At 58.6% G+C, this 20,238-nt stretch carries 22 protein-coding genes and 1 tRNA gene; 7 read left to right on the forward strand and 16 right to left on the reverse strand.

The window, feature by feature from the left end; genetic code table 11:
- Positions 1 to 39 precede the first annotated feature (39 nt).
- Positions 40 to 798, forward strand: a complete 759-nt coding sequence (locus IPP88_08790) for a response regulator transcription factor (GenBank protein MBL0122812.1) — start codon at positions 40 to 42, stop codon at positions 796 to 798.
- Between the two features lie 6 nt (positions 799 to 804).
- On the opposite strand, the gene IPP88_08795 is transcribed toward IPP88_08790, so the two are convergent.
- A complete protein-coding gene (locus tag IPP88_08795; GenBank protein MBL0122813.1) occupies positions 805 to 1,746 on the reverse strand; it encodes a 2-hydroxyacid dehydrogenase in 942 nt (313 codons plus the stop codon).
- 314 nt (positions 1,747 to 2,060) lie between these two features.
- Here IPP88_08795 and groES point away from each other — a divergent pair, with 314 nt between their 5' ends.
- From groES to IPP88_08810, 3 genes are all read left to right on the forward strand, one after another.
- Positions 2,061 to 2,348, forward strand: coding sequence for a co-chaperone GroES (groES, locus tag IPP88_08800; GenBank protein ID MBL0122814.1), 288 nt, complete (start codon positions 2,061 to 2,063; stop codon positions 2,346 to 2,348).
- 181 nt (positions 2,349 to 2,529) lie between these two features.
- Positions 2,530 to 4,182, forward strand: coding sequence for a chaperonin GroEL (groL, locus tag IPP88_08805; protein ID MBL0122815.1), 1,653 nt, complete (start codon positions 2,530 to 2,532; stop codon positions 4,180 to 4,182).
- 197 nt (positions 4,183 to 4,379) lie between these two features.
- Complete coding sequence (locus IPP88_08810) at positions 4,380 to 5,594, forward strand: protein kinase (protein ID MBL0122816.1); 1,215 nt, start codon at positions 4,380 to 4,382, stop codon at positions 5,592 to 5,594.
- 422 nt (positions 5,595 to 6,016) lie between these two features.
- Here the strand turns inward: IPP88_08810 and IPP88_08815 are convergent, their stop codons facing one another.
- Positions 6,017 to 7,078 carry a bifunctional transcriptional activator/DNA repair protein Ada gene (locus IPP88_08815; GenBank protein ID MBL0122817.1) on the reverse strand — a complete coding sequence of 354 codons (1,062 nt, stop codon included), beginning with the start codon at positions 7,076 to 7,078 and terminating at the stop codon, positions 6,017 to 6,019.
- A 12-nt stretch (positions 7,079 to 7,090) separates the two neighbouring features.
- On the opposite strand from IPP88_08815, the gene IPP88_08820 reads away from it, so the two are divergent.
- Both IPP88_08820 and IPP88_08825 read left to right on the forward strand, forming a co-directional pair.
- A complete protein-coding gene (locus IPP88_08820) occupies positions 7,091 to 7,471 on the forward strand; it encodes a helix-hairpin-helix domain-containing protein (GenBank protein ID MBL0122818.1) in 381 nt (126 codons plus the stop codon).
- A gap of 70 nt (positions 7,472 to 7,541) precedes the next feature.
- Positions 7,542 to 7,655, forward strand: a complete 114-nt coding sequence (locus IPP88_08825; protein ID MBL0122819.1) for a response regulator transcription factor — start codon at positions 7,542 to 7,544, stop codon at positions 7,653 to 7,655.
- A gap of 168 nt (positions 7,656 to 7,823) precedes the next feature.
- On the opposite strand, the gene IPP88_08830 is transcribed toward IPP88_08825, so the two are convergent.
- A complete protein-coding gene (locus IPP88_08830) occupies positions 7,824 to 8,861 on the reverse strand; it encodes an AbrB family transcriptional regulator (GenBank protein ID MBL0122820.1) in 1,038 nt (345 codons plus the stop codon).
- A gap of 93 nt (positions 8,862 to 8,954) precedes the next feature.
- Between IPP88_08830 and IPP88_08835 the strand changes: the two genes are divergently transcribed.
- Positions 8,955 to 9,030, forward strand: a tRNA-Phe gene (locus tag IPP88_08835).
- Positions 9,031 to 9,351: 321 nt separating this feature from the next.
- Here IPP88_08835 and IPP88_08840 read toward each other — a convergent pair.
- From IPP88_08840 to IPP88_08900, 13 genes are all read right to left on the reverse strand, one after another.
- Positions 9,352 to 9,864, reverse strand: a complete 513-nt coding sequence (locus IPP88_08840) for a tryptophan-rich sensory protein (protein MBL0122821.1) — start codon at positions 9,862 to 9,864, stop codon at positions 9,352 to 9,354.
- A 79-nt stretch (positions 9,865 to 9,943) separates the two neighbouring features.
- On the reverse strand, positions 9,944 to 11,200 hold the full coding sequence (locus IPP88_08845) for an AI-2E family transporter (GenBank protein ID MBL0122822.1): 1,257 nt from the start codon (positions 11,198 to 11,200) through the stop codon (positions 9,944 to 9,946).
- The gene (locus tag IPP88_08850) at positions 11,160 to 11,732 is read right to left on the reverse strand and encodes a bacterioferritin (GenBank protein MBL0122823.1); all 573 of its coding nucleotides are present in this window, start codon (positions 11,730 to 11,732) and stop codon (positions 11,160 to 11,162) included. Before IPP88_08850 ends, IPP88_08845 begins: the two co-directional genes overlap by 41 nt.
- Before the next feature lie 5 nt (positions 11,733 to 11,737).
- Positions 11,738 to 12,130, reverse strand: a complete 393-nt coding sequence (locus tag IPP88_08855) for a hypothetical protein (GenBank protein MBL0122824.1) — start codon at positions 12,128 to 12,130, stop codon at positions 11,738 to 11,740.
- Positions 12,127 to 12,552, reverse strand: coding sequence for a phage holin family protein (locus tag IPP88_08860; protein MBL0122825.1), 426 nt, complete (start codon positions 12,550 to 12,552; stop codon positions 12,127 to 12,129). Before IPP88_08860 ends, IPP88_08855 begins: the two co-directional genes overlap by 4 nt.
- A 2-nt stretch (positions 12,553 to 12,554) precedes the next feature.
- Positions 12,555 to 12,938 carry a DUF883 domain-containing protein gene (locus IPP88_08865; GenBank protein MBL0122826.1) on the reverse strand — a complete coding sequence of 128 codons (384 nt, stop codon included), beginning with the start codon at positions 12,936 to 12,938 and terminating at the stop codon, positions 12,555 to 12,557.
- A gap of 54 nt (positions 12,939 to 12,992) precedes the next feature.
- Entirely contained in the window at positions 12,993 to 13,154 is a 162-nt protein-coding gene (locus IPP88_08870) for a DUF1328 domain-containing protein (protein ID MBL0122827.1), read from the reverse strand.
- A gap of 267 nt (positions 13,155 to 13,421) precedes the next feature.
- Complete coding sequence (locus IPP88_08875) at positions 13,422 to 13,907, reverse strand: response regulator (protein MBL0122828.1); 486 nt, start codon at positions 13,905 to 13,907, stop codon at positions 13,422 to 13,424.
- A gap of 7 nt (positions 13,908 to 13,914) precedes the next feature.
- Positions 13,915 to 14,553: a response regulator transcription factor gene (locus IPP88_08880; protein MBL0122829.1), complete on the reverse strand. Its 639-nt coding sequence runs from the start codon at positions 14,551 to 14,553 to the stop codon at positions 13,915 to 13,917.
- 330 nt (positions 14,554 to 14,883) lie between these two features.
- Positions 14,884 to 16,245 (reverse strand): response regulator, encoded by a 1,362-nt coding sequence (locus IPP88_08885; GenBank protein MBL0122830.1) that lies wholly within the window; start codon positions 16,243 to 16,245, stop codon positions 14,884 to 14,886.
- A gap of 7 nt (positions 16,246 to 16,252) precedes the next feature.
- On the reverse strand, positions 16,253 to 17,845 hold the full coding sequence (locus IPP88_08890; GenBank protein MBL0122831.1) for an AAA family ATPase: 1,593 nt from the start codon (positions 17,843 to 17,845) through the stop codon (positions 16,253 to 16,255).
- Positions 17,842 to 18,288, reverse strand: coding sequence for a hypothetical protein (locus IPP88_08895; protein ID MBL0122832.1), 447 nt, complete (start codon positions 18,286 to 18,288; stop codon positions 17,842 to 17,844). The genes IPP88_08890 and IPP88_08895 overlap by 4 nt, the downstream gene beginning before the upstream one ends.
- A gap of 170 nt (positions 18,289 to 18,458) precedes the next feature.
- The gene (locus IPP88_08900; GenBank protein ID MBL0122833.1) at positions 18,459 to 20,198 is read right to left on the reverse strand and encodes a response regulator; all 1,740 of its coding nucleotides are present in this window, start codon (positions 20,196 to 20,198) and stop codon (positions 18,459 to 18,461) included.
- Positions 20,199 to 20,238: the final 40 nt, after the last annotated feature.

Consider the following 20,238-nt stretch of genomic DNA (forward strand, 5'->3'; position numbering starts at 1 on the left):
ACCAGTGCTAGAATTTCCAAAATTTCTTCAGAACAGATCATGAAGAGCACCGACACGAAAACAAGCAGCCGCGCGGCGTCCGCAGCGATGCATTTCACCATTGCGATCGTCGAGGACGACGAAACGATGAATGAAACCCTCGCGAAATGGGTGCGCGAAATGGGTCATACCGCCATTGCGTTCACCACCGGCGGCACGTTTCTTAAAGCGTGTCGGCATACCGAATTTTCTCTCTTTCTTCTCGACTGGGCGCTGCCGGATATCGAGGGCATCGACCTGGTGCGTCGAATGCGATCGGTTGACGGGATCGAAGCGCCGATCATTCTCTGCACTTCCCGCGACGGCGAAGCGGATATCGTCGAGGCGCTGGGTGCGGGCGCTGACGATTTCATCGTCAAGCCCATTCGCCGGCATGAGTTGGCCGCACGCATCGCCGCTGCGCTGCGTCGAGCCACGCCCCAGCCGGCGGATGGCGGCGTCCTGAGCGTTCCGCCTTTTTCCATTGACCTCGCAAATCGGGTGTTTCACATTGACGGTAAGCGCGTTGAACTGCAGAACCGTGAATATGAGCTGGCATTGTTGCTGTTCCAGAATCTGAACGGCGTCGTGTCGCGAGCGCGCATCATCCAGGGCCTTTGGGGCAGTGAGCCCATGGAAACGTCTCGCACGCTCGATACGCATATCAGCCGCGTTCGCCGCAAACTCGGTATTGCCGCCGAGCGCGGCTTGGTACTTCAATCCGTTTACGGGTTGGGATACCGGCTGCAGGCGGTTGCGGCGACGCTGTCCAAGGACTAAGCGAGATCAGGTGACCGCGGTCAGCAAAGCGCCAGTTGAAATGAAATGACGCAGATTGGCCAGCGTCAGGTCCGCCATCGCCTGCCGGGTTTCACGTGTTCCACTTGCCACATGAGGCAGCAACACAACGTTATCGAGCGCGATTAACGCTGCAGGCACATTGGGCTCGGCTTCAAACACATCGAGTCCGGCTCCCGCAATGCGCTTGTTCACCAGCGCATCGACCAGCGCGGCCTCGTCAACCACGCTGCCGCGCGCGATGTTGATGAGATATCCGTTTGGCCCGAGCGCGGCTAGCACTTCCGAAGACACCAGATGGCGCGTATCGCCGCCGCCCGCACTGGCGACGACCAGAAAATCAGCCCATCGCGCGAGCCCGATCAGCGTGGGTTCATATCCGTAATCGACGGTCGCGACCGGGCGGCGGTTGTGATACCGCACCTCAATATCAAATCCGCCGGCACGTTTGGCGATCACGCGCCCAATGCGGCCGAGTCCCAGAATACCGAGGCGTTTGCCGCTGACGCGCGTTTGCAGCGGAAACGCGCCCTTCAGCCACTCGCCGCGACGCACAAACCGGTCCGACGCGGAGATGCCGCGCGCGACATCGATCAACAGGCCAAAGGCGATGTCGGCAACGCAATCATCCAATACGCCAGGCGTATTGCTGACCGCAATGCCGCGGTGTTTGGCTTCATCGACATCAATCGTCTCGTAGCCGACACCGAAACTGCAGATGGCTTTCAGCGATGGCATCGCCGCCATCATGGCCGCGTCGGCGCCAAAGCGGGCCGAAGTGACAAGCGCGGTGAATTCGTGACCGTGCGCCGCCAGAAACGCGTCAGCATCCGGCTCGTCCGCCAGACGATGCGCGGCAAACTCATCGTTGAGGACCTTTTCCAATGCGGGCAGCAGTCGGCCCTTTTGCAGAATGCGTGGTTTGTGCATCAGTCAGAGTTTATTCTGCCTAGTGGCCAAAGCAAGAAACTGGAAACGCAAGCACTGGCGCGGCTTTTCAGGCAAAAAACACTCAAACACCTCGCCAATGCTTGTGTTTGTCGGAATTTCGGGCATAAGCAATTTATTTCAGGCGGTTTGGTTGAATAAATGCCGCATGAACTTGAAAAACGTCGCGACCACCCTTATTATTAGCACTCCTTCGGGTTGAGTGCTAACAAAATTATCTGCGCTCCCTGAGCGTTTTCGCTGGTCTCATCGAGGCTGGTTTCTTGTAAATCAATGTTTTAATCAAGGAGTGAGCTATGAAACTGCGTCCCCTGCACGATCGTGTGATCGTCAAGCGTTTGGAAGAAGAGCGGAAAACCGCATCCGGTATCGTCATCCCTGACACCGCCGCCGAGAAACCTGACCAAGGCGAAGTCCTGGCCGTGGGCCCGGGCAAAAAGAACGACGAAGGCAAGCTGTTCCCGGTTGACGTGAAAGTCGGCGACAAGATCCTGTTCGGCAAGTATTCCGGCACGACCGTGCGGGTTGACGGCGACGAACTGCTCGTCATGCGTGAAGAAGACATCATGGCCGTCGTGGCGTAATAAAGCGGCGTCTTTCGTTCCAATGCGGCGTTGCTCGAAAAATTTCTAGCTTGTGTACTTGATGTACACATCGCGTCGAAATTTTTCTCGCGCCTTGCCTTGAAACGAAATACTTGCTTTCTTATCGCCCCGATTCCGCAATAAATTTCCTGCTACAAATTACTGATACGAGGTAACAATCATGGCATCTAAAGAAGTCAAATTCGGCGGCGACGCGCGCGTCCGCATGGTTCATGGCGTAAACGTTCTCGCCAATGCAGTCAAAGTCACACTGGGCCCGAAAGGCCGTAACGTGGTGCTCGAAAGATCCTTCGGCGCACCGACGATCACCAAGGACGGCGTTTCCGTCGCCAAGGAAATCGAACTGAAGGACAAGTTCGAGAACATGGGCGCGCAGATGGTCAAGGAAGTTGCTTCCAAGACTTCCGACGTCGCCGGTGATGGCACCACCACCGCCACCGTGCTGGCACAAGCCATTGTCGTCGAAGGCATGAAATATGTGGCCGCCGGCATGAACCCGATGGACCTGAAGCGCGGCATCGACAAGGCGGTCATCGCCATCGTCGCCGAACTGAAGAAAATCTCCAAGCCGACCACCACCAACAAGGAAATCGCCCAGGTCGGTTCGATCTCGGCTAACTCCGACGAGAACATCGGCAAGATCATCTCCGACGCGATGGAAAAAGTTGGCAAGGAAGGCGTGATCACCGTTGAAGACGGCAAGTCACTCGACAACGAACTCGAAGTCGTCGAAGGCATGCAGTTCGATCGCGGCTACCTGTCGCCCTATTTCATCAACAATCCTGACAAACAGGTTGCGCTGCTGGATGACCCGTTCATCCTGTTGCACGACAAGAAAGTCTCCAACATTCGTGACCTTCTGCCGGTATTGGAACAAGTCGCGAAAGCCGGCAAGCCGCTCCTGATCATCGCCGAAGATGTCGATGGCGAAGCGCTGGCAACCCTGGTCGTGAATAACCTGCGCGGCATCCTGAAGACCACCGCTGTCAAGGCGCCTGGCTTCGGCGACCGTCGCAAAGCCATGCTCGAAGATATCGCCATCCTCACCGGCGGTACGGTGATTGCGGAAGAACTCGGCCTGAAACTCGAAAACGTGACCCTGAAGGATCTGGGCCGCGCCAAGAAGATCGAAGTTGGCAAGGAAAACACCACCATCATTGACGGTGCCGGTGACGAAGAAGCCATCAAGGCCCGCGTTGCAACGGTTCGCAAGCAAATCGACGACGCAACGTCCGACTATGACAAAGAAAAGCTGCAAGAGCGCGTGGCCAAGCTGGCCGGCGGTGTTGCCGTGATCCGCGTCGGTGCGGCGACCGAAGTCGAAATGAAGGAAAAGAAAGCTCGCGTCGAAGACGCACTGCATGCAACGCGTGCAGCCGTTGAAGAAGGCATCGTGGCGGGCGGCGGCGTGGCATTCCTGCGCGCGCGCGCCAATGCAGGCAAAATCAAAGGCGACAACGCCGAGCAAGACGCCGGCATCAAGATCATCCTGCGTGCGATCGAAGAACCGCTGCGCATGATTGCGCAAAACGCCGGCGACGAGCCGTCCGTTGTGGTCAACAAAGTCGTGGAAGGCAAAGGGAACTTTGGCTACAACGCCGCAAACGGCGAATACGGCGACCTCGTGGAAATGGGTGTTCTCGATCCGACCAAGGTGACGCGCTATGCACTGCAAAACGCAGCCTCGGTTGCCTCGTTGATGCTGACGACCGACGCCATGGTTGCCGAACTGCCGAAGGAAGAATCGGCCGGCGGCGGCATGGGCGGCGGTGGAATGGGTGGCATGGGCGGCATGGGCGGCATGGACATGTAATGACACGAGCATAGCGGGCCGCGGCGTTGTTGCTCAAGGGCTCGTGTACAAGAACGTACACGTCACCCTTTCGCGCCTAGCCGCAATCCCGCTCTGCCCGGTCATTGAACATTGGGCGATGTATTGCTTGCGAAGTAACAAACAAAAGCCGGGTTTTCCCGGCTTTTGTTTTTTTGATCCTCGCGTAAGATAGTCGAATGACACAGGTCCTTGTCGTCGAAGACGATCCGTTAATGCTTGAGTTCATCGTGCGCAGCCTTGCTTCGCGCGATCTGACGGCGACCACCGCGTGCAACGGAGATGATGCGTTGCGGCAATTGCGCGCGCAACCAACCGCCATAGTCATTTCTGACATCCGCATGCCCGGGATGGACGGCTTCAGTTTTGCGCGCGCGTTGCGGCGCGACGCCTCCATCGGGCAACCTGAAATCATCTTCATATCCAGCCAGGACGAGCGCAATCATTATCGTCGCGCGATGCATGTCGGCGCGGCTGATTTTCTCGTCAAGCCATTCAAGTCACATGAAATTGCCGATGCTGTCACGCGCTGCATCGAGGTGCGTAATGCACGCAAAGCCGAGGCGGCCTCCCGGGTTGAGTACGCGCATGAGAGTCTGCCAAAAATTCAGGGCTACGAAATCGTCCAAAAGCTGGGCGAAGGCGCAGCTTCGCTTGTATTCCTTGCAACGCATATCGCCAGCGGCGAGCAGCACGCCTTGAAGATCCTCAAACTGGTCGGCCTGGACGGCTCCACACAGGAGGCCATCAACCGCTTCATGGCCGAATACGACATGCTCTCGCGCCTTTCCCATCCCCATGTCGCCCGGGTTTATGAGCACGGTATTGGCGACCGCTGCCTGTTTATCGGCATGGAGCATTTGCCGGGTGGTGATTTACGCCTTGATATCGAGGTAGGCATGTCGCCGCATCAGGCACAGAAGCGCGCGGCCGAGATCGCTTCCGCGCTATCCGCGATCCATGCCGCAGGCATCATCCACCGCGACTTGAAACCCGCCAATGTGCTGATGCGCATGACCGGTGAGGCGGTGATCGCCGACTTCGGCATTGCCAAACAAGTTAGCTCAGCGTTGTCCCTGACGCGCCACGATATGGCGGTCGGCACGCCCTATTACATGAGCCCCGAGCAGGCAAGAGGCAGCAACGTTGGACCACATAGTGATCTTTACGCGCTCGGCGTGCTGTATTTCGAGATGCTGGCCGGTCACCGGCCGTACGAAGCCAGTTCGACCAATGAGATCATGGGCAAGCACCTGCACGCGCCGATTCCGTTCTTGCCCACCAGTGTTGAGATGTATCAGCCGGTGATCGACAAGTTGATGGCCAAAAGCGTCACGGACCGCTACGCCAATGCGGATGTCGCGCGCGAGGCGATTCTGGCAACTACCGAATAGCGACTACGCCAAGGTGCGTTCATGGTCAAGCAACCACTGCTTGCGCGCCAGCCCACCGCCGTAACCCGTACCGCACGGGAGCGAGGAGCAGGTTCACGCCGCATCGCGGCGGGATGCGACCGCGTATCGTGCGGAAGCCTCACGGGAGGGACATTTTTCTTTCATGGTCAAGCAACCACTGCTTGCGCGCCAGCCCACCGCCGTAACCCGTACCGCACGGGAGCGAGGAGCGGTTCACGCCGCATCGCGGCGGGATGTGACCGCGTATCGTGCGGAAGACTCACGGGAAGGACATTTTTCTTTCATGGTCAAGCAACCACTGCTTGCGCGCCAGCCCGCCGCCGTAACCCGTACCGCACGGGAGCGAGGAGCAGGTTCACGCCGCATCGCGGCGGGATGCGACCGCGTATCGTGCGGAAGCCTCACGGGAGGGACATTTTTCTTTCATGGTCAAGCAACCACTGCTTGCGCGCCAGCCCACCGCCGTAACCCGTGAGACTGCCATCCGAACCGATCACGCGATGGCACGGAATGATGATGCCGCGAAAATTATCCCCGTTGGCTCGTGCCACCGCCCGCACCGCCTTGGGCTCACCGATGCGTTTGGCGACTTCCGCATAGGATCGGGTTTCGCCTGACGGAATCTGCAGCAATTCATTCCACACACGCCGCTGGAATTCAGTGCCGCGCGGGGCAAGCGGCAATGTGAACCGTTTTCGTTGGCCGGCAAAGTATTCGTTGATTTCGCGTTCAGCCTGATCCAGCACCGCATGCGCGCCCGGCACAATGGCAAAATTCGTGCGGGCACGCAGGCGAATAATTTCGCGCTCCAGGCCGCGGCGGTCCACCCAGTCAAAAACATACAGCCCATCGTCGTCGGCGAGTGCCAGAATCGCGCCCAACGGCGACTCGATCCAACGCGAAAGCAGGCAGTGAACGCCGCTCGACCGGGAGGGGGCGGTCCCGAACAATTTGCCAAACGCCTCGCGGAAGCCGCTCGACGATTCAAATCCATGATCCAGTTGCGTATCCAGCACGTTGACTCCTTTTCTGACGGCGGCCAGCGCGGAACCCATGCGCCGCGCGCGTTGATATGCTTGAAACGACATCCCGAAGAATCGTTGAAACTGACGCCTGGCCGTTGAAGGGTCAATTCCCATTTCGACCAGATCGCGCTCGCGCAGCCGTTCAGCGGGATTCGCTTCAATTTGCCTGCGCAGTTTTTCCACCAGCGTCGGTACTTTGCCCGTAGTGTGCATCGGTTTGCAGCGCAAGCAGGGCCGGAATCCTGCATGCAGCGCTTCCACCTTACCCGGGAAGAATTCGACATTCTTCCGCAACGGTTTGCGCGCTGAGCAGATCGGGCGGCAGAAAATTCCGGTGGTCTTGACACCGAGAAAGAAGATGCCCTCGTAGGATGAATCCCGGCTTTGCAGGGCGCACCAGAATTCTTCTTCGCGGTCGGTAAACTTTTGGCGATTCATGGCGTTGATTGTATGCGGCGTTTTGCCGCGTTGCTGCCGATTTTCAGGCACGCACCTGCCGCCGCGCCCGTCGCGAAGGCCGCTGCCGCACCCGCTGCCAAAGCGGATGCCAAGGCCGCTCCTGCCGCCGAAGCCAAGAAAGAACCGATGGATATCAATACGGCAACGGAAAAAGAATTGGCTTCCCTGCCCAAGATTGGTGACGTTCGCGCCAAGGCGATCGTCAAAGGCCGCCCTTACAACGGCAAGGATGACTTGATCAACAAGAAGATCGTGCCGCAGGACGCATATGACGCAATCAAGGACGTGATCATCGCCAAGCAGGCCAAGAAAGAAGAACCGAAGAAAGAAGCCGCGAAAGAAGCACCGAAAAAAGACGAAAAGAAGAAGTAATCGTCTTTATTCACGGGCATTCCCACAAACAGGGCAGCGCAGCTGCCCTGTTTTATTTTCTGCTATCCGCATGCGAATCCTCGCGGCCGAAGACGATCCTCGATTGGCCGATGGCATGACGCATCCATTGCGCGCCGCGGGCTATGCAACGGATCGCGTGCGCGACGGATTCGAAGTGCTGTAGCGCTCACGCGAATGCACTGGAGGTTTACGTGCACCGCCTACGCAAAAAGCTTGAGCCCGCCTGTTTTTGTGACAAACTCCAGCATTGGCGGGGCTCTCCGGATAAAAATGCCAGAAGAACCGCGCCAATGCTGGAGTTTTATAGCCTGCGCAGAGTCAGCAATCCAACCTATCCCTTGAAGTGCAATCGTCGCAACAAGTGATACACGGGCAAGGTGAGCGAAACGATAATAAGTACCCGCGTCACGTGAGCGGCAGTCACCAGTGCGACGCCGAGTTGCAGTGTGCGTGCGGTGATCGACATTTCCGCGATGCCGCCCGGCGCCGCGGCCAATATCATGCTTGGTACATAAATGTGGGCCGCGGTCGCCAAACCCCATGCCAACGCTGCTGACAGTAGCATCATCAGAATAATGCAGAGAAGAACCACTGCCACAAAGCGCGGCGCATCGCTCAGGAACTGGCGCGAGAAGCGCGCGCCCAGCGCACATCCGAGCAACACTTGACCGCAATTGGCCAGCAAACTCGACATCGACGAAAACTCAAATCCTGCTGCCGTCGTGACGATGGTTGTGATGAGCGGCCCCATCATCCATGGATTCGGGAAGTGAATCGCGGAAAACAAAAGTCCCCCGGCGGCGGCAATACCAAACAGCATGAGAAGCCCCGTCCACTTGAACGGGACCAGCACGGGCCGGTAGACATCCCCGCCATGCACATTGGCGATGGTCAGCAAGACCGGGATCGTGCACACCACCAACAAGATACGCAGCGAATGCGCCACGGCAACCTTGTCCACGGCCGCGCCGAAGCGATCACCAAGATTGGCCATCTCGGTCGCACCGCCAGGAACGCTGGAAAAAAAAGCCGTCGCATGATCGATATTCGTGAAAGCCGCCAATACCCGGCTCGCGACATAGCCAATCAGAATTGCACCCAACGCGGCCACCAACAGCACCGCCATGTTGCCCAGTACCTCGCCCGCCACGACGGGCGTGAAATACAGGCCAAGCGTGACGGCAATGAACAACTGCCCGACTTCCCTCCCAAACGGCGGCGCCGCCAGGTGCGCACCGCTGAAATTGCAGATCGCCATCGCCACCAGTGGGCCAATCATCCACGGAAGCGGTGTTTTCAGTCCGACGCAAACTACGCCGCCGAGTGTGGAGACCAGAAGTCCAAGTACGAAATTGCGTGGGGTGGCCAAGGAAGGATTGGAATTATGGGCGGGTGTCGCTATAATAGTCGGCTTGTTGCCAGCGGTTGTTCCGGCGACTTGTCGCGAAGCTTCAAGAATTATGGCCTGGTAGCTCAGTCGGTAGAGCAGAGGACTGAAAATCCTTGTGTCGGTGGTTCGATTCCGCCTCAGGCCACCAATATCAGAGAGTGACCACGTGATAGTGGTCACTCTCTTTTTCAAGTATCTCCCCAAATTTCCCCAAATCGCACCAAGTTTGAACCAGCTTCGTGCTCGTTCGCGCCCGGTCGCTGCGTGATGTCGGCTTTAGCGCACAAAACGATACGATGTTTCTGCGCGAATCGGAAGACTTAGTTGTGCGCGACTTCCAGTAACCAGTGTCGAAATCCGATTCGGCTCTCAAAACAGCCCGCTAGGCCAGTTTTGGCTCGTTGCCTGACTTGCGTAATACTGGGCAGCCGGATCGCGCGGCAGCTGAGCGATCATGCTTTCGTTCAATTCAGAAATTGCCGTTAAGGGCGAGCAAGGAAACATTCAGTGCCGTGGCAAATGTCACCCACGCCAGATACGGCGCCAGCATCCATGCGGCCGCCTTGTCCAGAGGATGAAACCGCTGGATCGTGACCACAATTGCGAGCGCCATCATCAGGATCACCGCCAACCCACCGGCCAGTGAGTGCGCGCCAAAAAACACTGGCGTCCACATCGCGTTCAGTGTCAGTTGCACGCCAAACTGACGCAGCGCCTGTTTGCGCGCGGTCGATTCCGGCAAGCACCAGATGCGCCATGCGGCCACACCCATTGCGATATACAGGATTGTCCATGCCGGCGCGAATATCCACGCGGGCGGATTGAAAAATGGCTTGTCAAGCGAGATGTACCACGCGCCCGGCTTGAACAGAAATCCGGTGACCGTGCCGACCGCCAGGCAAAGCCCCACCCATGCAACCAATGCAAGCCAGATCCGGGGTTTCGCGGTTTCAGGTGTGTTTATGCTTGTTTCAGGATTCATCGCTGCTCGTTTGGCAGGCATTTTGACTACCCGCAAAAAATAATCATTGAAATAAATGGGACAATCGCCGCGGCGAAAGTCATCGGCGTGCCAGAAACTCCGCGACGGCTTCCCAGCCGGGCGTATGATCCGCAAACTTCTTGATGATGATCAGCAGCGGCACCGCCAGCAACATGCCACCGACGCCCCACAGCCAGCCCCAGAAAAGCAGCGCAACGAATACCAGCGTGTGATTAAGTTCCAGGCGCTTGCCGACCAGCACCGGATTGATCAGCTGGCCTTCGACAAAGGTTGTGCCGACAAAACAGACCAACAGCAGAAGCGCCTGGCCAAAGGAGTCGGTGAACGCCATCCCCGCCAATAGCAGCAGGATCGCGCTGACGGCGGCGCCGAAGTAGGGAATGAAATTCAGCAGCGCCACCAGGGCACCCCAGAACCAGGGCATCGGCAATCCGAACGCCCAGGTCAGCAGGACGACGACAATGCCCAGCCCCGCATTGATCATGCTTACGCTGGCGAAGTATGTCGCGACTTCGTGCTGCACGGTGCGCACCACTTTCACCGCGCGAACCTTGTCGCGAATGGTGGGCAGCACACGCACCAGCTTGGTCAGGAATAGATCGCCCGAGGAGAGCAGGAAGAAGGCCAGCAGACTGGCGCTGACTGCGGAAATGATGAAACTCTGCGCCGCCTTCAGCAGCTCACCCGTCATGGTCAGTCCATGCGCGGTGGCCTGATTGGTCAGATCCGCGGTGTTACGCGGCGCCAGCCAGTTGCCGAGGCGAAAACTGCGTACCCATTCGAGCAGGTGCGCCAGCAGGCCCTGCACCTGAAACGGCAATTCCGCCAATACATCGCGCGCCGGCAACACCAGCACTTCAATGGCCAGCGCGAGCAGCGCTACGACCGCCAGCATCACCAGCGCGGCGCCGACCGGTTCGGGAATACGCAAACGCGACAGCCGTTCGACCACCGGCGCCAGCACCAGCGCGATGACCATGCCAAACAGGATCGGCATGAGTATCGCCCGGCCAAAATAGAAAGCGGTGACCAGCGCCAGTGCAAACATCCCGACGAGCGGCAGCGTGCCACGCGACCTGGTCCGCATCACGACGACGGGCGGCGTTTCGCTTGTGGCAGTGTCGGCGGGTAATTTCGCTGTCTTGGCGCACTGCATAGCCACGTTGGCGGGCACGTCTGCCGACATCTCTACACGCGAATGCGCCGGCGTGGCGCCGGCGCAATCCGCGTTATCCGCACAATCTGCCAAAGGCGCGGGAATCTTGTTGACGGGATCAACGCCCGGCATCGAGCAAGCCCGCGAGATCGTCGGCATGTTCTTCCTCGACGGCCAGAATCGCTTCGAGCATGCGTCGCGTGGTGGTATCGTTGTTGCCGATCACGGCGATCATTTCCTTGTAGCTGTCGATTGCGATGCGCTCGGCGACAAGGTCTTCCTTCACCATGTCGATCAAGGTGCTGCCCGCCACGTATTCAGCATGACTGCGTTTGGTCAACGTATCCGGTGAAAAATCCGGCTCGCCGCCGAGTTGCACGATGCGCGTGGCAAGCTGGTCTGCGTGCTCCTGTTCTTCCTGGGCATGCTGCAGAAATTCCGCGGCCACGGCTTCGGCGTGAACGCCGCTGGCCATGAAATAGTGGCGCTTGTAGCGCAGCATGCAGACGATTTCGGTTGCCAGCGCGTCATTGAGCATTTTCAGCACCTGTTCGCGGTCGGCTGCGTAGCCGGCGGTGACGGCGCCTTCTTCTATCTTGCTTCGCGCGCTCGCGCGCAGCGCAGCGATACTGCTCAGGGCGGGATTGCTCACTGCGGTTTTGGGTTGGGCGAATTTGGTGGCGGTATGCATGATGATTATTCCTGTCTTCCTGTTGGGGGCAATGGGGGTAATGGGGGTAATGGGGGTAGCAGCGGAATCAGGAATGCGCTGACCCTGCGCATGGCGCGAATGGTCGAAAGCAGGCTGATACCGATGGTGAAGAAACGACTGACGCGCCCGATACGCGGGCTGTGCGAAAACGTATTCAGGCTCCAGATCAAGCCGGCGGAAACCACCGACGCTTTTACAACTTGCAGGCCGGCCTGAAACGATCGGCGTGAACGTTCAACCGCCTGCAGATCAACGGCGAGCTTGCGCCCCGCCTCCGCGGTCTGCTCGCGTTCCGCATCGATGCGCGCCAGCAACGCCGATCGCTGTGCGGCAAGTGACGGACGCGGCGGCGCGTTCAAGGCAGGCGACAGTTTCATGGCAGTGGCGCCGGCGGTGGTGATACCAATGCCCGGGCGTCCGAGCGGAGTTCGCTGGCGCTGGTGACAAACAACGTTGACGTGTATTGCAACTGTGCGGCGACATAGAAACCGCCGCCCACCGTCAACACGCCAAACGTTCCCGCCAGCCATAAGGCGGCCGGCACACGATTGGGTGTATCCCAGTAGATTGCCAGAATCAGAATGGCCAGCATCACCAGGCTGATGATCATGAGTGCGCTGACCAGCGCCGCACTCATGGCCAAGCGTACCAGACGCAGCTTTTCTTCCTGCACCTCGATCGACAACAACTCGACGCGCATCGCGGCATGCTGAAGCACGGATGCGCCAAGCTGACGAAGGTGCAGCAGAAACCCTTCGGTTCCTGCTGCGTGCGTGACCCCGGACGTATCCGGCTGCATGGTCAGCTTTCGCGGCGATTCATGACCAGCATGCCGACCAGCAGACCCACCCCGCCGGCGACGGCAATGGAGGTCCATGGATTGACATGCACATACTCGTCGGTGGCCGTGGCGGCACGCCTGGCTTGCTGGACGGTGGCTGCCTCGAGCTCGGCGTAACGCGCTTTCGCGGTCGCAAGTTGTTGCCTGAACTGATCGCGGGCGGCGGCGAGGGCTTCATTGCCGCCACCGGTGGCGCTCTTGAACAGCGCTTCGCCTTCCGACAGCAGCGCCTTGAAATCACTCACCACCTGATCCTTGGATTCCACCAGATTGTGGGCTTTCTCGGTCACGCGTTCGAGGCCATCGGCGCCGATGGCGGATACTCTTGATTGGATGGTGCTCATGTTGATCTCCTGTGTGGGTGGATGAAACGTTGACGGCGGGCGGCAAAACTTGCGCTAGCGCCTGACGAGTCCGGCGATCAGACTCACCAGGAACAGAACAATGAATATGAAGAACAGCACCTGCGCGATGCTGGACGCACCGGCGGCGATGCCACCAAACCCGAGCAGGCCGGCGACGATGGCGATGATGAAAAAGACGGCGGCGTAATACAGCATGGTGGGTCTCCTTGCGTTGAATGTGGGGTGGGCGGCACGACACGGGCGCCTCTCAAGTTCGTGTTGTCGTCCTGCCACTACAGATTACGCAACCCTCGACGCGACTCGCATCGGACGGCGAGCCTACCCCCTGTAGGACGGACGCCGATTCATGTTTGAGGCCGCCCGAATGGCGACGGCCCGCGTGGTCATTTCGCCCGCGCACGGAGGGCGTAAAAAAATCCCGCTCAGGCGGGATTTTTTCCGATGCGACTTTCATCAAACTGATTAGTGCCGCCGCAAACCGTGCAATGTGGATCGGACATTGTCGTAATCCGCGGACTTGTCGAAAAAATAGTCCGCGCCCAATTGCAACGCACGGAGCTTGATCTGCGGGAACGGATGGTTAGTAAATACGATAATCGTGGGGGGCGGCGTCGGCTTGGCGGCGCGCACCTTTTCGATCACGGCCATTCCGCCGCCCTCACGCAGCTTCAGGTCAACGATCACGGCATCCACCGGCTGCGACAGGATATCCGCTACGGATTCGGCCTCATTGTCCGCGTAGCCGACAATTTCCACTTCACCCGGTACATGCAGGAAATCCAGCAGCAAATCGCGCACGTGGGCGGAATCTTCCACCAGGTAAACCCGCAACGGGCGGGCCGCGTCGGCCACTTCCCCGTGCGCGCGTTCACTCGAATTGCTTTGCGGCAACGGTTTGCTATCCGCCGTTTCGGTCGCCTGTTGATTTGTCTGTTGATACATTGTCATGTCGCCCCTACTGGATGATGCCGTTTTTGATTGCGTAATAAGTCAGGTCGGCGTTGTTATGCATGCCCATTTTTTCCAGCACGCGCGTGCGATAAGTGCTGATCGTTTTAACACTGAGAAAAAGTTCGGCGGCCACTTCCGAGACACTGCGGCCCGCCGCGAGTTTGCAGAAAATCTGGAATTCGCGTTGCGATAGCGCGCCGTGCAATGGCGCGGTGGACGCGTCCGGCGTTTCCGCCAGCAGCTCGGCGACTTCACCGCTGATATATTTTCGTCCCTTGCGCACCGTGCGCAGCGCGGTCACCACCTGCTCGGGCGCGGCTTCCTTGGTCAGGTATCCCGACGCACCGGCACGCAGCATATTCACGGCATATTGTTCCTCAGGAAACATGGAGAGAATCAACACCGCCATTCCCGGCTTCAGCGATTTCATGCGTTTCAGTACATCGATCCCGCTTTGCTTGGGCATCGACAGATCAAGCAGGGTCACATCGATTTCCCGCTCGCGCACGGCCTTCAGCGCGTCTTCGCCGTTGGCGGCTTCGGCAACCACTTCAAACTCTCCCGTCTGCTCCAGCAAGTTTCGCAGGCCCGCGCGAAACAGCGCATGGTCGTCGGCGATCATTACTTTCGTTTTGTCGAGCATGGGGGAAAACTCCAATTTGGAATTCGTTCAATGACGGGGTTCGTTGACTACGATATTACGTGATTCCTCACTGACGCCATGTCCGTACTATGCGCGCCTTTGTGTAGGACATATGCTGACAATTGGCGCGGCGGATGACCACATCGGCGGGCAAGAAACAGTATTTCTGCGCCTCGTGATTCATGAATAAACCCAAGCACTGGCGCGGATTTTCAGGCATTTATCCCCTGCAATGCCCGCCAAATGGCGATCTACACTTGCTTGTGCTGTGGAAAGTCGATCGGCGCTTTCTCGGGCCGCATCTCTTGAAACCGCCCAAATCACCGACCATCAAGCCGGTTTTTTGATGTCCGCGGCGTCCGATGCAGACTTCGCAAAATTCAGCGCCACGTCCAGCGCCTCCATGAACTCGCTGATCTTGATGGGCTTGGTGACATAGTCGAAGAAGCCGTTCTCGACGCCCTTCTCAACTTCGCGTGGCATCGCATTGGCGCTGAGCGCGATGATGGGAATATGCGCCGTTAACGGATCCGCGCGCAGTATTTTCATGGCATCGATGCCGCTGATGCCGGGCAGGTTGATGTCCATCAGGATCACCGCCGGCCGGTTGGCGCGCGCGGACTCAATGCCAAGCTTGCCATCCACAGCGGACAGCAAACGCAGGTCATGGCGGCGCGCGATGATTTGCCGGACCAGTTCCATGTTGTCCGGATTGTCTTCCACGTAGAGCACGGTGCGCACCGGCAGTTCAACCGGGGCTGGCTGCGGTATCGGTGGCACAGACGCGTTGTCCGCCATGATGACCCGCGGCGCGGTCGCGGTCGGCAATTCGATCCAGAACACGCTTCCCACACCGGCGGCGCTTTCCACGCCAATGGCGCCGCCCATCAATTCGACCAGTTGCTTGCACATCACCAGGCCGATGCCGGTGCCCTCTTCCAGGCCCGCCTCCTGGCCGAGACGATTGAACGGCACGAACAATTGTTGAAGCTGCTCCGGCGACAAGCCCTTGCCGCTATCACGGATGCTGATCCGCACCGAATCCGGTGTGTTCTTGCCCTGTGCGCATTCGACGACAACCGAACCCACCGGCTTGTTGTATTTGATCGCGTTGGAAAGGATATTGATCAGCACCTGCTTGACCCGGGTCCGATCCGCCTTCACAAAACAGGGGGCGTCGAATCGCGGGAACGTCGTGCGGATGCTGCGGACGCGTGCCTGCGGCTCGATCATGGCGCGGCACTCGTTCATCACTTCAACCAGTGAAACCGGCTCCTGCGACAGTGACACCTTGCCCGACTCAATCTGCGAGAGATCGAGGATTTGATTGATCAACTCCAGCAAGAACCATCCCGCCTTGAGAATTTGCTCGAGGTTGGCTTTCTGCGTTGGCGCGGGCGCGGGATAACCTGATTCCATGAGCTGCGCGAAACCGAGGATGGCATGAAGCGGCGTGCGCAGTTCATGGCTCATGCTGGAGAGGAAATTTGTCTTGGCGAGATTGGCGTTTTCCGCGACGACCTTGGCCTCGATCAGTTCCGCCTCGATCCGCTTGCGCTCGACAATTTCCGCGCGCAGTTTTTCATTCAGTTTTTCCGCCGCTTCGGTGAGTTCCTGCTGCCGCATCGCGCCGAGCAGCAGCGCCTCGTTCATCGCGAGCATTTTTTCGTGCAGTTGGGCGGCGTCGTCCATTTGTGCGTTATTTCCGCTTCCGCGCCTTCGGTTCCGGCGCGGCTTCTTCGGCCTGCACCGGCCGTGGGCCGGTTCGGGTCGGGATACCGGTGGTGAGCCCCTCGTAGTCGGTGGTTCGCGGCTGGATCACGACCACGCCTTTGCCGGTAATAACGTACTCGCGGATGTCTTTGCTGTGATTACCGCCGCGCATCTTGATGACGACCATCACTTTGCGAAGCTGGCCATCGATTTCCACGTAGCGCAAGCGCAGGATGTCGTCGGTCAAAAATGAGATCGTGTAGCGGCTGAAAGAAAAGCCGGTAAAACTGTCTTCCACTTCCACCGTGCTGAGAATCGTCACTCCGGCACCCGTCAGTGCGACGATCAGCCGATAGAGCGACTCGCGGAAATCCTCGCGGAAACCCGGCGCCAGCGCCATCTCCAGGCTGACCAGCGAATCGATCACCAGCCGTTTCGCGCCCACCCTTTTCACGGCATCGAGAATTTCCTGCATGGTTTCATCCACCGACAGGTCGAGCGGACGCAGGTAAATGATTTCGAGTTGCCCGTTTTCCTGCGGCGTTTTCAGGTTCAGGCCAAAACTGTTGGCGCGATCCGTGTAGCCCTTCGGGCGCTCCTCGAAGATCGCCATGATTCCGGGCTCACCGTTGAGCAATCCTGCCGCAATGAACTGGGTGGCGAGCGCCGATTTGCCCGTTCCCGACGGCCCCGCAATGAGGAGACTGTCGCCCTCCAGAACGCCGCCGCCCATCATCGCGTCCAATTCGGGAATGCCCATGGAAAGCCGCCGCGGTCGCGCCGGCTTCTTGCTGGCTCCGTCGAATCCCAAGGTGCGCGAAAAGGCCTGCAAGCCGGCATCGTTTATTCGAATGGTGTGCAGACCCGGCACGGAGCCCGCCCCGCGCACCTTCATGATCTGCAGTTTCCGCACCACGGAATTTCTCTCCACCTTCTGCGAAAGCCAGAAGAGGCCATCGGTGATGGTGAACAGCGGATTGCCGCGGGTCTCTTCCTCGCCAAATTCACCCACCAGAAATGACGTGGCTTGCCAACTGGTGAGAAATTGGGTCAGTTGCTGAATGAACGATTGCATGTCCACTTCGCCGGCCGTGGCCATCGCTTTGCGCATCACCGTGCGGAAAGAATCCACCACCACCACGCTGGGATTGGCCGCGGTGACCTGTTTGATGATTTCCGCCAGCACCGCGTTCAAATCCTGATTCAGCACCTGGTCGCTCAGGTTGATAAAGCGGATGGATTTGCCCACCTTCGACTCATCGAAGAATGAGAACTGTTGCTGGTACCGCAACATTTTCAGGGCGGGCTCACCCAGCACCGTGAAATAGAGCGCGGGACTTTTCGGCGTCGCATTGGCAAAGGCAATCTGGTGCGCCAGCGTGGTTTTGCCGCAACCCGGCATGCCGGCGATGACGTTGAACGAAAACTCCGGGATGCCGCCGCCGAGAATGTCGTCGAGGCCGCGCACGCCGGTCGGCAATTTGCGGATCACGACTTTCGCCGGCAGCTTCACGGCATCCGTTGGGCTGGCGGCCTTTTTCGGCGTCAGACGCTTGCGCGCATCGTTTTGCTTCTTCATTTTGGAATTTTCTCCGTCCAATACAGATTCAATTCATGGAGCGCCAATGTCGGCCACACTTCGCACAAAATCCGCAGCGTCAGTTTTTCGCCGATGAAGTCCACCAGCAAGCCGAGCAACTCGGCGACCACCACCTCGTTTCCGAGATCAAACTCGTGCGGGTCTACAGATGATTCCCGCAACGCCAGCGAACCATCTTCTCTCACGTGCATCGAGTGCATCACGGGAAGTTCCGCTTCAGCGCGCGCGAGGGCGCGCAACAAAAGGGCACGGAAACCGATGGTCCCCATCAGGTTCGCCAGATGCGGACGCAATTTTTCGCACACTGGAAAAGCCACCGGGACAGCCGAACTGGACGCATCCAGCCGCCTGTCCTCATAGGCAATGAGACGTTCTGCGAAATCCCGCATCTTGAGCGTGCTCAGCACTTGCTTCGCGGTCATGATCTTTCGTTCGTCAGGCGAGCGTGCCGGTTGCAAGCCGATTACCGTCAATCTTGCGATCGTCGGTAATCCGGGCGCCGGCATCGGGAGAACGGAATTTAGTCATTGTCATGCGGATTCATTATAGGCCGCGAGCCCCAAGAACTTGTCCGCTTATTTGCGGACGAGTTCTAAGTCAATTGCGAGAACTTCAGCGCGACATCCAGTGCGCCTATGAATTCGTCAACCCTGATCGGTTTGGTGACATAGTTGAAAAATCCCGCCTCGATGCCTTTCTGTATGTCATGCGGCATCGCGTTGGCGCTGAGGGCGATGATGGGGATATGCGCCGTTGACGGGTCCGCGCGCAGAACCTTCATGGCGTCGATGCCGCTGATGCCGGGCAGGTTGATATCCATCAGGATCACGTCTGGCTGGCTGCTACGCGCGGACGCAATGCCGCGCGCACCATCCGTTGCACAGAGCAAGCGCAGGTCGGGACGCCTGCCAATGAGTTGCTTGACCAGTTCCAGGTTGGCGGCATTGTCTTCCACGTAGAGCACGGTGCGCGGCGTTGGCGCGGTATGCGGGGGCGCCCCATTGTGTGTGTGCGTGTGCATGGGGTCCGCGAGCTTGACTTCCGTATACTCGGGCTGCGGTTCCGTCGTCAGGCCCAAATCGATCCAGAACACGCTTCCCACGCCGACCGTGCTATGCGCGCCCGTTGCGCCGCCCATCAGCTTGACCAATTGCTTTGACACGACCAGGCCAAGGCCGGTGCCGTCGTCATGCACGAACTCATCGCCAAGGCGATTGAACGGCTGAAAAAGTTGCGAAAGCTGTTCCGGTGGCAAGCCTTTGCCGGTGTCTTCGACATTGATACGAATCGAGTTGGGCGATGCCGGGCTGACGCCGCACTCAACGGTGACGGTGCCGCCCAGCTTGTTGTATTTGATGGCGTTCAGCAGGAAATTGATCAGCACCTGCTTGAGCCCGGTGCGGTCGGCTTTGACAAAGACCGGAACGTCGAATCGGGGAAACACCAGGCGAATACTGCGTTTCTTTGCATGCGCTTCGACCATGGCGCGGCACTCATTGAGGACCTCGACGAGGGAGACTGGCTCCACCGACAAACTCACCGTGCCCGACTCAATCAGTGCAAGATCGAGTAGCTGGTTGGTCAGCGCCAGCAAATACGATCCTGCCTTGAGAATCTGGCTGAGGTTTTCTTTCTGGGAATCGGGTGGGGGTGGGTAACCAGTTTCGATGAGCTGCGCGAAACCGAGGATTACATTGAGCGGCGTGCGCAGCTCATGGCTCAGGTGCACGAGAAAATCCGATTTGGCCAGGCTCTTTTTCTCCGCCGCCGCCTTGGCGTTGGTCAATTCCACTTCTACTCGCGTACGCACCGAATTATTGGTGCTGATCAACAAGTAACCGATGATGACACCCTGCTCGCCGGGTAGCGCCACGATCGACACGATGGCCGGAAGGCGACTGCCGTCCTTGCGGATATAGGTAAATTCATGAATATCTTCTATCCCGCGCGCCGCTTTGAACGCGAGCACTTCGAAACCCGGCCTGACCGTGGCGGAAAACTCCAGGCTTAACGCCTCGGCGCGCGCCATCACTTCATCCAGATCGAGCATGTCGCTGGGATTGATGTTCCCGACGACGTCGGCCGATGTGTAACCCAGCATGCGCTCAGCGCCGGCATTGAAGAATTGAATCGTGCCCTGCTTGTCCGTGGCGATGATCGAGAGGTGGCCACTGTTGAGAATCGCGTTCTGCAGCGCGCCCGTCTTGAGCAACGCCGCCTCATTCCCGGCGCCGGGAATGTCGCCGGCAATGGGACTGGAAATAGGGCTGGAAAAGGCCTCGGCAGTCCCGGCGGGATCAAGAAAAGCAGCGGGGAGCTCTGTAAAGGTCATGGCCTATTTCGGTAAAAAAAGCTTGTGGCGGATCAGGGTA

This window comes from Betaproteobacteria bacterium (assembly GCA_016720925.1).
Taxonomy (GTDB): Bacteria; Pseudomonadota; Gammaproteobacteria; order Burkholderiales; family Usitatibacteraceae; genus UKL13-2.